Annotated in this window: 13 protein-coding genes; 7 read left to right on the top strand and 6 right to left on the bottom strand. The window is 40.9% G+C overall.

What is annotated here, in order from left to right:
• Positions 1 to 137 precede the first annotated feature (137 nt).
• The 5 genes from CDG76_RS33385 to CDG76_RS33365 all read right to left on the bottom strand — a co-directional run bounded on the left by CDG76_RS33385 (position 138) and on the right by CDG76_RS33365 (position 5,298).
• Positions 138 to 1,166: an ABC transporter substrate-binding protein gene (locus CDG76_RS33385; protein WP_094353128.1), complete on the bottom strand. Its 1,029-nt coding sequence runs from the start codon at positions 1,164 to 1,166 to the stop codon at positions 138 to 140.
• Positions 1,167 to 1,320: 154 nt separating this feature from the next.
• Entirely contained in the window at positions 1,321 to 2,322 is a 1,002-nt protein-coding gene (locus CDG76_RS33380; protein WP_094353127.1) for a substrate-binding domain-containing protein, read from the bottom strand.
• 802 nt (positions 2,323 to 3,124) lie between these two features.
• Positions 3,125 to 4,021, bottom strand: a complete 897-nt coding sequence (locus CDG76_RS33375) for an inositol oxygenase family protein (protein ID WP_094353126.1) — start codon at positions 4,019 to 4,021, stop codon at positions 3,125 to 3,127.
• Positions 4,022 to 4,351: 330 nt separating this feature from the next.
• Positions 4,352 to 4,675, bottom strand: a complete 324-nt coding sequence (locus CDG76_RS33370) for a DUF1815 family protein (RefSeq protein WP_094353125.1) — start codon at positions 4,673 to 4,675, stop codon at positions 4,352 to 4,354.
• A 137-nt stretch (positions 4,676 to 4,812) separates the two neighbouring features.
• A complete protein-coding gene (locus CDG76_RS33365; protein ID WP_094353124.1) occupies positions 4,813 to 5,298 on the bottom strand; it encodes a gluconokinase in 486 nt (161 codons plus the stop codon).
• Between the two features lie 205 nt (positions 5,299 to 5,503).
• Here CDG76_RS33365 and CDG76_RS33360 point away from each other — a divergent pair, with 205 nt between their 5' ends.
• The 6 genes from CDG76_RS33360 (at position 5,504) to CDG76_RS33335 (ending at position 11,689) form a co-directional block, all read left to right on the top strand.
• The gene (locus CDG76_RS33360) at positions 5,504 to 6,535 is read left to right on the top strand and encodes a LacI family DNA-binding transcriptional regulator (protein ID WP_094353123.1); all 1,032 of its coding nucleotides are present in this window, start codon (positions 5,504 to 5,506) and stop codon (positions 6,533 to 6,535) included.
• Between the two features lie 26 nt (positions 6,536 to 6,561).
• The gene (gene uxaC / locus CDG76_RS33355; RefSeq protein ID WP_094353122.1) at positions 6,562 to 7,989 is read left to right on the top strand and encodes a glucuronate isomerase; all 1,428 of its coding nucleotides are present in this window, start codon (positions 6,562 to 6,564) and stop codon (positions 7,987 to 7,989) included.
• A 54-nt stretch (positions 7,990 to 8,043) separates the two neighbouring features.
• Complete coding sequence (locus CDG76_RS33350) at positions 8,044 to 8,880, top strand: SDR family oxidoreductase (protein WP_094353121.1); 837 nt, start codon at positions 8,044 to 8,046, stop codon at positions 8,878 to 8,880.
• Between the two features lie 2 nt (positions 8,881 to 8,882).
• Positions 8,883 to 10,145 (top strand): lactate racemase domain-containing protein, encoded by a 1,263-nt coding sequence (locus CDG76_RS33345; protein ID WP_094353120.1) that lies wholly within the window; start codon positions 8,883 to 8,885, stop codon positions 10,143 to 10,145.
• 268 nt (positions 10,146 to 10,413) lie between these two features.
• Complete coding sequence (gene tmk / locus CDG76_RS33340; protein ID WP_094353119.1) at positions 10,414 to 11,055, top strand: dTMP kinase; 642 nt, start codon at positions 10,414 to 10,416, stop codon at positions 11,053 to 11,055.
• Between the two features lie 91 nt (positions 11,056 to 11,146).
• Positions 11,147 to 11,689 (top strand): hypothetical protein, encoded by a 543-nt coding sequence (locus CDG76_RS33335; protein ID WP_094353118.1) that lies wholly within the window; start codon positions 11,147 to 11,149, stop codon positions 11,687 to 11,689.
• A 429-nt stretch (positions 11,690 to 12,118) separates the two neighbouring features.
• On the opposite strand, the gene CDG76_RS33330 is transcribed toward CDG76_RS33335, so the two are convergent.
• A complete protein-coding gene (locus CDG76_RS33330) occupies positions 12,119 to 12,307 on the bottom strand; it encodes a hypothetical protein (RefSeq protein ID WP_094353117.1) in 189 nt (62 codons plus the stop codon).
• A gap of 128 nt (positions 12,308 to 12,435) precedes the next feature.
• Here CDG76_RS33330 and CDG76_RS33325 point away from each other — a divergent pair, with 128 nt between their 5' ends.
• Positions 12,436 to 12,813, top strand: a complete 378-nt coding sequence (locus tag CDG76_RS33325; RefSeq protein ID WP_094353116.1) for a hypothetical protein — start codon at positions 12,436 to 12,438, stop codon at positions 12,811 to 12,813.
• Positions 12,814 to 12,920: the final 107 nt, after the last annotated feature.

Raw genomic sequence — 12,920 nt, 5'->3', positions numbered from 1 at the left:
ACAGGAACAAAGATGAGGTTTGGTATTAATTTAAGTGAAAAACGCCGGACATTCTAGGTATGTGCAAAAACTTTACAAATGCACCAAAGGATTGATATCAAAAGACAGATTTTTCAATTGCAATTTTACAATTTATATTACTTCCAGCCTTTTTCTGTGCTGACGTTATCTTTTGTGATCAACTTAACCGGAATCAAAATGGTGGAATTGCTAGGTTTTTTACCATTTAAGATGTCGTTGCCAACTTGAACTGCTTTTTCGGCCATCCCTCGCGGATTTTGAGTAGCAGTTGCTGCATATATACCATCTTTCGCTGCGATCGCAGTGATTGCTTCTGGCGCACCATCAACCCCGACAATAAAGAAATCTTTACGTTGTGCTTGGTTCGCTGCTAGTTCTGCACCAACTCCACTGGGATCGTTGATGGCAAAAACCGCATCAATCTTGGGAAAGGTTGTGAGCAAATCAGTCATAACTCTGAGTCCCCCATCCCGACTACCCTCTGCATTTTGGTTTTTGGAGAGTATTTTGATATCAGGATATTTAGACAATACGTTCTCGCAGCCACTAACTCGCTGAGTCACCGAGTCCACTGGCGGGCCGTTAACTATGACAACATTGCCTTTACCTTTGAGACGGTCAGCAATATACTTGCAACTAACTTCTCCAGCTTGGACATTATTAGTCGTAATGGTGGCATCTACACCTCCTTCCGCACCTGTGTCTACCGCAATGACAATTCTACCTGCTTGTTTCGCTTTCTCAATTGCTGGTTTAATGCCACTTTTATCAGCAGCATTGACGATAATGATGTCAGTATTGGAAGCAGTAAAATTTTCAATTTGATTGCTTTGTTGGTTGAGGTCATAGGCACTAGAAACTACGGTAACATTGACATCCTTACCGCCGATTTTCTTCGCTTCTGCCTCAGTTGCTTGTCCCATAAGGACGAAGAAGGGATTACTTAAATCACCAACAGTGAAGGCAACCGATTTTAATTTTCCATTCCCAGTGGCAGTTTTAGTTTCTGCACTAGTATTAGTAACAGGTTTTGTATCAGTGTTAGTAGCTGTGTTGCCATCGGGAGAACCATTTGTACAGCCGATAAGACTGCCACTGATGATACCTAGTATGCTAGCTGCGATCGTAATCTTTTTCACATTCATATATCTCCTACAAGTCATTCTGACTTACACAAATTTTGGAAACGATGTATTAAAAAAACAGGGTAAAATGTTCTAACCCTCCTGTATCAAGCCTTTTTCTGTGTTTTATAATTACGAATTACGAATTACGAATTACGAATTACGAAATTATAAATTACCAGCCTTGATAGCTGCTGAGGTTCTCCCTAGTAACCAACTTGACTGGAATCAGGATATTTGGTGACTCAGGTTTTTTACCCTGGATGATATCGTTGCCAATCTGAACCGCTTTTTGAGCCATCCCTGCGGGATTTTGAGCCGCAGTTGCAGCAAATACACCATCTTTATCTTCCATTGCTTTGGTTGCATCTGGCGATCCATCAACCCCAACAATAAAAAATTCTTTACGTCTTGCTTGTTTAGCTGCTAAATCTGCGCCAACACCGCTTTGGTCGTTAGTGGCAAAAACAGCATCAATTTTGGGAAAGGTTGTCAGCAAATCGCTCATGACTCTTAGTCCTCCATCCCTTGTCCCTTCAGCGTTTTGCTCTTTAGAGATGAGTTTAATATTAGGATATTTAGACAATGATTTCTCACAGCCACTCACTCGCTGATTGATTGAGTCCATCGGAGTACCGTTGAGAATGACTACACTACCTTGACCTTTGAGGCGATCGGCAATATATTGGCAAGCAACCTCACCAGCTTGGGTATTGTTGGAACTAATCATCGCATCTACATCTGCATCAACGGCTGAATCTAATGCAATCACAACCCTACCTGCAAGCCTTGCTTGATCGATAACTGGTTTAACTCCTTTTTTATCAACAGCACTAAGGATAATTAGGTCAGTATTCGCAGCCGTAAAATTTTCGATTTGATTGCTTTGTTGGTTCAAATCAAAGGCACTGGAAACCGCATTAACTCTGATATTACCCCCGATTTTTTGAGCTTCTGTCTCAGCCCCTTTCTGCACAGCATTATAGAAAGGATTGCCTAAATCACCCAAAGCTACGCCGATTGTTTGCAATTTTCTATTTGGCGTACTAAGACTCTCTGCACTTATATTAGTAGCCTTGTTAGTAGTATTAGTAGCAGTGTTGCCATTTTGAGCGCCATTTGTGCAACCAACAACTGCGAAACCTAATATGCCAACTATGAGCGAAATTCTCTTCATATTCATCTATTTCTAACAACTAATTTAAATTTGAGAAAGGTAATCACAAAATAAACTAGGTCTGAAAAACTTAGACCTAACCTAGCGTTGATACTAGCTTTTGGAACTTAAACTCTAAAGGTCTTGTAATTTGACGTAATTGGAGTTATTGCTATTAGTTTCACTAAGCTAAATGTTTTCTGTTTAAAGCAAAATCACGAACATTACACTACTTAAAACAATTGCATTATTTTTTGGTAAGATTACTTCGTAGTGCATAGCCTGAAAACAGCTTTTAAGTGAAACTTCCAAAAATTAGTTTTATTAAACTTGTAAGTCTTTATTTGTTTTAGACTTTTTTCATTTTATCCCGCTCCAGTATAAAAATTAATTTTGTTTATCGAACTTTACAAATTTAAAAGCTTTTAAATTTCCCGATATAACTCAAGGTCTTCATTTCTAAGCATTCGGATAAATTAGCCTATTGAATATTAGTGTCAATGTTAAAAACGTTAACATTTCTCAATCAATCTCTTTCAGAAAAGATACTGTTATAGTAGAGAAATATTTGATTATGAGTGCTAGATTTGGATAAATGTAAACATCCTTTGGTTAGATTTTATAAATTAACTCAAATCTCCTTGCCAAGCATATTTATTTGTTATTGCTTCTCTATCACTTGAAGACAATAGAGGAGTCATTTTTTAAGCCTGATTAGGCATAAAGAACATTTACATACCTGTTTTATTTCTTACAGATGTAATCTCTTGTTCTGACTCTATTCCCTTAGAGATAAAGGATTCTGAATTCTTCTCCAAGCAGTTTAAAACTTTAATGTCGCGGGTAAATATTTAGCCACCAAATCTTCATAGTATGGTTTTAATTTCTGCCAATCAGGAGGAACAGGGTTTTTTGAATACAAATCGTAGGGATTGAACAAACGTACCCATTTAAAGATTTCTTTATCATGTTTATCCATCAAATGTTCATACGCATTTTCACGATGTTGAGGATAAAATGAGTGATATCGAAGCATATACAATGCAGGTTCGGGCAAATAGTTTTTCATCATCTGATAAAAATACTCATCATGCCCCCATGACATGTGTACATTACTCAATCCACAGTTAGGCTCATAAATGCCATATTTACTGTTGTAATCGGGGTTATTATAATCAGGGTTTTCTTTAAAGAATTCTGAGAAAACAATTTTATCAGAAAATGCACAACCTACAGGATAAGTATCTCCTACGGTAGCCCATTGAGGTTCACCAAACAAACAAAGCACTTTCCCCATATCGTGAAAGAAGCCAGTAAGTACCATCCAATCAGGATGACCATCGGCGCGAATGGCTTCTGATGTTTGCAATAAATGCTGTAACTGATCCATGTCTGTATCAGGATCGGAATCATCGACTAATTGATTCAAAAATTCGACCGCATCCCAAACAGACATTTCTTTTTTATCAAACTTCAAAAATTCTTTTTCTTTTTGAAGTACAAAATTATATGTTTGATTAATATGATTTAACCGATAAAACTCTTTGACCGTATCTCTAATAGTCGTTTCGTAATTCCTGTACTCTTCGGTGGTTTTACCTTCTTTAACTATGCTATCTGGATCGGGATAACGATTAAGTAAGTCTTCTTCCCACTCTTCTAGTGAATGTAAGGGATTGTTTTGAACTTGAAGAGTAGCATTATTTAGAGTTTGAGACATATCTTCCTACTTGTCGATATTGTATTTGTTAAATGGTACTTTCACACTCTATTATGCACAGGTGTGCAAAGCTGTATTGGACTTATTATTTATTTTTGCACACGTGTGCAAAAATGTGTGTAAAGTTTCATTTCGTCTTTGCATACCTATGCACGCTCTACTTCACCAAGTGTTTTATCCGATCTGTTTGGTTCAGAATAAAAATGGTGCTTTTGTTTATGCACATCTATCCTGTGCATAAATTTATTAAACATAAGCTAATCTTTTAGTTTACACACGTGTGCAAAAGCTATACTTATTATGATTTTGTCGGATTCAACCAGCGCGGTATCAATTTGTCAATTGTACAGCAGTGTAATACTTGACAATATTAGCCAACTCTTGTAGCTGGTTTATGGCTTCTGCACCCTCCAACTTCATTAATTCGCGATCGTCCCACAACTCCATCCAAGTAATCCCGTAATCAGATACTAAAAACCGAATCAGGTGCTTTTCTCTTAGGCTAACCATAAATGAAGCACTCTTCATTTGCTCGCCGCATGTATAACATGAGGCAGTATAGCCACGCCGCTCAAGTATAATTGTCAAGGCTTGTAGGTTCATTACCAAGTCTTGGACGAATTGCTGATGCTGTTGCGCTAATCTTAGAAACACTACTTTTCTCCTACCATTACAGTTATCTGCTTGCTTTGATATTCCTTTAGACTTACATCTGATGTGATTTAGTTGCCAAAAGTTCGTGTTTTCCTAGATACGTGATTAATCTTAATATTACGGTTGTCACCAATAAGCTAAATTTCTAAAGCAGTTCTAATGTTTTGGACAATTATCTGGGGTGGCTGTGCAACATCCATACATAGAGTATCTACTGGTTCTTCAAGGGTATAAAACTGACTATCGAGCAGTTTTTCGCTCATGTAATGATTGCTCCGCTCTTGTAAGCGCATTTGAATCAACTCATAAGACCCTTTGAGGTAAACTAGTTTGGTGCGATCGCTATCCACTACCAAAAATTGCCGATAGCTATCTTTTAAAGCCGAACACGCTAGCACCACATTTTTATTTTCTTGCAGCCAATGCTTTATAGCTGTTTGCAAATCTTGTAACCAAGGTATTCTGTCATCTTCACTCAGAGGGATACCGCGCCGCATTTTCTCAACATTCTCTGGCGAATGGAAAGTATCAGCGTCGCTAAATTCCCATTCTAAGGAGTCTGCTAGTAGTTTTCCGATGGTGGTTTTTCCAGAACCAGATACACCCATGACGATAATAATCATTTTTTTCTTAATAAAAGTTCAACTAATTCGGAATTTGTAATTCGTAACTTGTAGTTGTAATCATCAATGGAGGTGAAAGTCAGGACTTTTAACTCCTTTCCATGCGAAATGTGAGTTGTATTAAAATCTCTTGACAAATAACGATTATTTTCTATAATACATACAAATGCACACGTGTGCAATATTTAAAAGCTAAGATAAAATAATGAATAAACGAAGAATTTCAATTGAAGATATTGCCCGCAGAGCAGGCGTTTCTCATTCTACAGTTTCACGCGCTTTGCGAGATAACGCTCTCATTAGCCCGAAAGTGCGAGAAGAAATTAAGCGACTGGCAGAGGAGATGAGCTATGTGCCGAATGCTATTGCTCAAAGTTTGCAAAATAAACGTACTAATACTATTGGTGTAGTAGTAACTTCAATTTCAGATCCCTTTTATGCTGAGGTGGTAGAGGGAATCGAGAAGATAGCCAAACCAGCGGGTTTGAGTGTTTTATTGAGTGCTTCACACCGAGATTTTGAGCAGGAAATGGCAGCTATTGATACTTTTCATCGCCGCAGGGTGGACGGTATCTTAATAGCCGACTCGCGAATTAGTAAACAGCATACTAAACAACTCACACAAATTGCTGTGCCAACAGTTCTGATTAACAGTCAAACTGAAGATCAATCGGAAATATTTCATTCAGTTGCAATAGACGATCGCTTAGGTGCTAAATTAGCGACAGAGCATCTAATTAGTCTGGGACACACTGCTATTGGTTATCTGGGTGTAGGCGATCGCAGCAGGTCAAATAAGCAGCGCCTAGAAGGATATCAAATGGCCCTTACGGAAGCTGGTATTCCACAAAATACTGATTGGGTTTCAATTAGTGATGAATATGATACCAGAACCAGCGATGTGAACACCGGACAAAATATGCTGTCTAAACTATTGGCTGCGGAAGTTACAGGCATATTTTGTTACAACGATATGGTAGCAATTGGCGCTCTGTTAGCTTGCCAAGAATTAGGTATTTTAGTACCGCGAAATTTAAGCCTCGTCGGATTTGATGGTATTGCTTTAGGCGGTTACGTTACGCCGGCGCTGACCACAATCAGCCAGCCAATGTTGGAAATTGGTGGCTATGCCATGCAAATGTTACTCGATTTAATAGAAGAAAAAACTGTGGAAAACCGCGTTTTATCTCCTGTTCTATTAAAGCGTAGTAGTAGTGCAGCATTATTAACAATTTAAAACTCAAAACAATTTATACAAAAATTATGTTAACTAAAAAACCGAGTTTATCTCCCGATCGCTGCTTTTCTCCAGAACCAGTTCAAAGACGACTAGCCCATCAATTTTTTGATAGTATATCTGCGTTACCTCTAGTTTGCCCACATGGACACGTAGATCCAGCTTTGTTAGCTAATCCCGCAGCCCGTTTTGGTTCACCGACGGAATTACTGATTATCCCTGACCACTACCTGTTGCGGATGCTCTATAGTCGGGGCGTATCTCTGCAAGCTTTGGGCATACCAACCAATGATGGTTCACCAGGAGAAACCGACCATCGTAAAATCTGGCAATTGTTCGCCGACCATTTTTATCTATTCCAGGGTACTCCGTCCGGGTTGTGGTTGAAAGAGGAACTAACTAACGTTTTTGGGATGGATGAACCTTTAAACTCTCACAATGCCGGACATATCTATGATTATCTAGAACGTTTGTTAGCCTCACCAGAGTTTTCCCCTCGCGCTTTATTCAAACGCTTTAACATCGAAGTGCTTTGTACTACCGATGCCGCCAGTGATAACCTTGAGAATCAGCGATCGCTCCATGAAGAAGGTTTTACTCAAATTAGACCAACTTTTCGCCCCGATGCAGTGGTTAATCTGGATGCTCCTGGTTGGCGGGAAAATCTTAGCAAGTTGGAAAGCAGTATCGGTAGAGAAATTAATACTTACGCCAATTTTGTCCAAGCTCTCGAAGAACGTCGAGCTTTCTTTAAAAAAATGGGCGCGACAGCTACCGATCAAGGTGCAGCTACACCTTATACCACACGCCTTTCTGACCAAGAAGCCGAAGCTATCTTTGCGAGAGCATTAGCCAATAAGCTGAATCCAGGTGATGTCGAACATTTTACCGGTCATATCTTCATGGAAATGGCGCGGATGAGTGTGGAAGATGGCTTGGTGATGCAAATGCATTGTGGTGTGATGCGTAACCATAACCCTGCATTATTTGAGAAATTTGGATCTGATAAAGGTGCTGATATTCCCGTAAAAATAGAGTGGACTCACAATCTGCACCCGTTATTATCAGCTTACGGTAGCGATCGCCGCTTCCATTTAATCATTTTTGGTATGGATGAAAGCACTTATAGCCGCGAAATGGCTCCGTTAGCTGGTCATTATCCCAGTGTATTGCTCGGGCCGCCTTGGTGGTTTCATGACAGCGTAAATGGTATGGAGCGTTATTTCAATCAGGTAATGGAAACTGCGGGAATTTATAATACTGCCGGGTTTAATGATGATACGCGGGCTTTTATTTCGATTCCGGCTCGTCATAATGTCTGGCGGCGGGTAGCTTGTAATTGGTTGGCTGGATTGGTAGCACGGGGATTGGTTGAGGAGGAGGAAGGGTATGGTATGGCTCGTGCTTTGGCTTATGACCTCGCTAAGGTTGCTTATAAGTTTGAGGGGAATTGAGGGGGAATTTAAACGCAAAGGAGCGCGGAGGAAAGCGCAGAGGGGGAATGGGTGATGTCGGAGTTGATTTTAAGTAAACTTTTTAGCTTGAAGGAGCGGGTAGCGGTAGTTACTGGTGGTTCTGGTGTGCTTGGTGGGGCTATGGCAAAGGGTTTGGCTCTGGCTGGAGCGCGAGTGGTCGTTTTGGGTCGCAATGAAGTCAGGGCGGGGGCGGTGGTGGCTGAGATTACTGCTGGTGGTGGAGAAAGTATGGCTGTGGTGGCAGATGTTAGCGATCGCTCCCAATTAGAAATCGCTAAGGATGTTATTATACAGCGTTGGGGTGAAATAGATATCTTGGTAAATATGGCTGGCGGTAATATTCCGGCTGCCACAATTACTCCTGATGGGAATATTTTTGATATGCCACATACAGCCTTTGAGGAAGTAGTTAGCCTCAACTTAGTTGGCACTCTCCTGCCTTGTCAGGTTTTTGGTCAAGCAATGGTGGAAAGAAGTCAACCCCACGGTTGCATTGTGAATATTTCTTCTATGTCTGCCATTCGGGTGATTAGTCGGGTGGTTGGCTACTCAGCGGCAAAAGCGGGGATAGATAACTTTACTCGCTGGTTAGCTGTAGAACTCGCCCAAAAGTATGGTGATGGAATGCGAGTAAATGCGATCGCACCAGGTTTTTTTATTGGCGAACAAAATCGAAATTTACTCTTAAATGCAGATGGCAGTTTGACCGTTCGCGGGCAAAAAATTATTGACCATACTCCCGCCGGACGTTTCGGAAAACCAGATGAATTACTCAGCACCTTGATTTGGTTATGTAGTTCTGGTTCTAGTTTTGTTAACGGGGTAGTTGTCCCGGTAGACGGTGGATTTAGTATCTACAGTGGAGTTTAATAATGTATTCACTGGCTGTAAATAACGGAACACTTTCAGATGAGCAAGTTTCGGCGCTAGTTCATCAAGCTTTATCAGACCCTAAGTTGGATGGACAGCGCATCTTGGTGTTAATTCCAGATAGTACCCGCACTGCTCCCATCCCGCAAATGTTTCGATTGCTTCATCAGGAGTTGAGTCAAAGGGTAGCGGCTCTGGATTTTTTAATTGCTCTGGGTACACACAATCCCATGAGTGAAGAACAAATCAATCACTTGGTAGGAGTGACACCGGAGGAGCGAGAAACAACTTTTAAAAAAATTCGCATATTTAACCATCTTTGGAACGATCCAGATACTTTTATTTCTTGTGGAGTAATTTCAGCAGAAGAGATAGCAGAGATTAGTAGTGGAATGCTACATCAGTCAGTTGATGTGCGTATTAATAAGCTTGTAATAGAATACGATTTAATCGCGATCTGTGGACCAGTTTTTCCTCACGAAGTTGTCGGTTTTTCTGGTGGCAATAAATATTTTTTTCCTGGTATTGGTGGTCAAGAAGTAATTAATCTCTCACACTGGTTAGGTGCTTTAATTACTTGTTACGAAATTATTGGTACGCTAGGAATCACACCAGTCCGGCGTTTGATTAACCGAGCCGCTAACCTGATTTCTACCCCAAAGCTTTGTTTGGCGATGGTCGTTGCACCGAAAACAAATCAGCTAGCTGGAATTTATATAGATCAACCAGAGTCAGCCTGGGAAGACGCTGCAAAACTATCAGCTAAACTGCATATTAAATATGTAGATCGGCCTTTTAAACAAGTGCTTTCAGTCATGCCCCAAATGTATGATGACATTTGGACAGCAGCAAAAGGAATGTACAAGCTAGAGCCAGTAGTGGCCGATGGAGGCGAAGTAATTATATATGCTCCTCACATTACCGAGTTTAGCTATACACACGGCGAAATTTTATCCCAAGTTGGCTATCATGTCAGGGATTACTTTCTCAAACAGTGGCATAAATTCCAAGAGTATCCTGCTGGAGTGCTAGCACATAGTACTCACTTAAAAGGGATGGGTACTTTTGATCCGATAAAAGGAGAACAAGCCCGAATTCGTGTTACTTTAGCTACTGGTATTTCTGCTGAACGCTGTGCTGCTCATAACTTAAACTATCGTGATCCGGCGACTATTCAACCCACTGAATGGGCTAACCGAGAAGATGAAGGTATATTACTTGTGCCGAAAGCTGGCGAGATACTATACCGCTTGATTGCTTATTAAACCCGAAGAACCCCACCCCCGCCAAAGCTACGCTTTGTCTCCCCTCCCCGCAAGCGGGGAGGGGTTGGGGGTGGGGTGCAATCACTGTGGGAATCATAACTATTTATCCAGACATGATATTACAGCAATTTTCAGGCAACTAAATCATAGACTGCGATATCTACGATGGGCTACGCCTACGCAATTGCAGTTTAATATTTTACACTTCGCGCTATTCTTGATCTGATGAAACGTCAGCGAATCAGTTTATAGCAGCGAACAAAAAAGCATGGGTGGGAAATTAATTGTATTTGAAGGGGTGGAAGGCTGTGGCAAAACCAGCCAAATGCAGCTTTGTTCTGAGTGGTTGGAAAGTCTCAGTGTTTCTGTGCTGGTAACTCGCGAACCAGGAGGAACAGAGTTAGGTGTACATCTTCGCCGCTTGCTACTAGAAAAGTCACCCGCTCAGGGCGAGCCAGTTGCAGAGGTGACAGAACTTTTATTGTACGCTGCTGACCGATCGCAACACGTTGAACAAGAACTTAAACCAAATCTCGCAGCTGGGAAATATATTTTATGCGATCGCTACACTGACTCTACCATTGCCTACCAAGGATATGGTCGCGGTCTGAACATGAGTTTAATTAATCAGCTTAATAATATTGCTACTGGTGGCTTAGAAAGCGACCTAACTATTTGGCTAGATGTCGATGTTGAAGTAGGACTAGCCCGCAAACTCTCAGATAAAGTAGGACTAGACCGCATTGAACAAGAGACAATCGCTTTTCATCGGCGCGTTCAGCAAGGATACGCACATTTAGCAGCATCCCATCCCTCAAGAATTGTGCGAGTAGATGGCAGCTTAAGTAAAGAAGCTGTACAAGAGGTAATTCAAGGAATTTTGCGCGTACATCTGCACTTGGCGAGGTAGGGCGAAAATAAACCTAAGAGTTTTTAATGAGAGTTTGGGCAAACTAGATATGGAAAAAGGTCTAGTTACTACAAGGCAGTAGTAAGAAATAATGGATTGTAATCGTTTGGATTCTATCAAAAATGTCACTGACCAAGGTGATGAGACACAGTGGGCGTATCCTGAATATCCTATTGGAGCTTACTTTCGGTTGAACTTTAAAAGACGTGAAAGTAGAACAGTAGTAGAATCTCACGCGCGTGAACTACAAAAAAAAGGATCTCTTATCATCCTTTCTCAAGTCCCGCATGAGTGCAAAGACAACACTACAGGAGAGCAAAAAAAAATACCAGATGGGTACAAAAAGAGATACCTGACACACATAGTTGAACTGGTGAATGAAGGAAGTGAGGATGAACCTCAATGGGAAAAGTCTTCGTGGGGGATTTTTCGATGGGTTAAGGTTCATTGGATTGCTAATTTGAGCAATTGGGAGAGTATTCCTGTTGATCAGGAGGTAATGCAAGCCGAATGGGGTTGGTATGACACTTGTGCTAAATCGTTGTCTAGTAACAACTTAATGTCTGAGTGGTGTACTATCGATAACTTAAGAGAACACTTAATAAAAAAATTGAATTTGAAAGCCATAAAATAATTTGGAACCCTCATACCATTTCTTTGTGAGGCTGCGCCAAATTTTCTTTCTTCTTTGTGTCCTTCTCTGACGAGACGCTGCGCGAATGCGCCCTTTGCGGTTCGTTCCTCATATAGTTTGGCGCATCTTCATACAGAATTGGTATCAGAACCCAGTACGGTGAACTGGGAACCTAAAAGCCATGCCACAGCGATTGTGAACGCGCTGTGTGGGCGAGAAGACCCCAAACTTCACAACTCCACTATCCCTGCTTCTTGAGCTACGGTGTATACACCGTAGCCTTCTTGAGTGGGGATTTTTAGCATTTTCTGTTATTTCAAAAAGTGGTGTTTTTCACTGATTTTTTAAACCAGCTGCAATACGGTTCAGTTTTAACCAAAAATCTCAATTTTTAGAAAAGCTGCTGCACTAAACTCCAACAACTTTTCACTACTTCCCTTTTTTCTCATCCAGTGCTTTCTGAATAGCTTCTCTACAAAACTCAGGAGGGTCATCTTGTGCCTTTACCTCTTCCTTCATTTTTTCGGTGACACGAAAATTAAGATTTTGTGTTAGCGGTTCTTCTCTATCAGACTTAAGTGGTTTTAAATTTTCTGGATTACCTTTAGGGTTAGGCATTGTTGAGAGATGTAAATATAGCTTGAACGATACGTGAACATATAGATAGAGTTTTAAATCGGTGGTGTTCACGTCTGTCAAAACAGTTCACCACCGATACCACTTTTACAAATGGGTAATTCTATTTTATGTTCACAAGGTCAGAACTCGAAATCAAAACCACTGCTGAGTTGAGAGACTTATGCAGGCGTTACGGATTAAAGCCTACCGGGAATGGAGGGTACAAGACTAGTTGGATTGTCACCTTGATGGCATTCCCACAGATAGCACTCGCTCAACTAAGACAGGGTAGAGGGTTGAAGTCACCAGGTTTTAGTGTTATTCAATTCCTCGAAGGAGTCGTAGATGAGATGAACTCCCCCACCGATGAACAAGCGGCACTAATTCGGATAACTTTAGAGCGCAAGGCTATGAGCTACCCTGACCGATACGACCAAGAGAGTTTACTAAACTTGCACAAAGCTAAGATGCACCTTGAAATGGCTATCGGACTGCTAAATCAGTAAATCAGTTTACAAGCCGAAAGTAGTTAGTCCCTAGCAACCTAAAGCTGGGGACTTTTCTATATCCTATATACTTAAAGGGTTTGCTGTCGCTATCGTACCTATGCTGA

Source organism: Nostoc sp. 'Peltigera membranacea cyanobiont' 210A, assembly GCF_002246015.1.
Classification (GTDB): domain Bacteria; phylum Cyanobacteriota; class Cyanobacteriia; order Cyanobacteriales; family Nostocaceae; genus Nostoc.
Note: the sequence above shows the minus strand (reverse complement) of the source record. Positions and strands in the feature narration are given on the sequence as shown.

Excerpts from the sequence above, each read along its gene's own strand:
- CDG76_RS33365 (WP_094353124.1), bottom strand. The coding sequence starts at position 5,298 with ATGATTATTATCGTCATGGGTGTATCTGGTTCTGGAAAAACCACCATC.
- uxaC (WP_094353122.1), top strand. The coding sequence starts at position 6,562 with ATGTTAACTAAAAAACCGAGTTTATCTCCCGATCGCTGCTTTTCTCCA.
- CDG76_RS33335 (WP_094353118.1), top strand. The coding sequence starts at position 11,147 with ATGGATTGTAATCGTTTGGATTCTATCAAAAATGTCACTGACCAAGGT.
- tmk (WP_094353119.1), top strand. The coding sequence starts at position 10,414 with ATGGGTGGGAAATTAATTGTATTTGAAGGGGTGGAAGGCTGTGGCAAA.
- CDG76_RS33330 (WP_094353117.1), bottom strand. The coding sequence starts at position 12,307 with ATGCCTAACCCTAAAGGTAATCCAGAAAATTTAAAACCACTTAAGTCT.
- CDG76_RS33380 (WP_094353127.1), bottom strand. The coding sequence starts at position 2,322 with ATGAAGAGAATTTCGCTCATAGTTGGCATATTAGGTTTCGCAGTTGTT.
- CDG76_RS33345 (WP_094353120.1), top strand. The coding sequence starts at position 8,883 with ATGTATTCACTGGCTGTAAATAACGGAACACTTTCAGATGAGCAAGTT.
- CDG76_RS33385 (WP_094353128.1), bottom strand. The coding sequence starts at position 1,166 with ATGAATGTGAAAAAGATTACGATCGCAGCTAGCATACTAGGTATCATC.
- CDG76_RS33375 (WP_094353126.1), bottom strand. The coding sequence starts at position 4,021 with ATGTCTCAAACTCTAAATAATGCTACTCTTCAAGTTCAAAACAATCCC.
- CDG76_RS33350 (WP_094353121.1), top strand. The coding sequence starts at position 8,044 with ATGTCGGAGTTGATTTTAAGTAAACTTTTTAGCTTGAAGGAGCGGGTA.
- CDG76_RS33360 (WP_094353123.1), top strand. The coding sequence starts at position 5,504 with ATGAATAAACGAAGAATTTCAATTGAAGATATTGCCCGCAGAGCAGGC.
- CDG76_RS33325 (WP_094353116.1), top strand. The coding sequence starts at position 12,436 with ATGTTCACAAGGTCAGAACTCGAAATCAAAACCACTGCTGAGTTGAGA.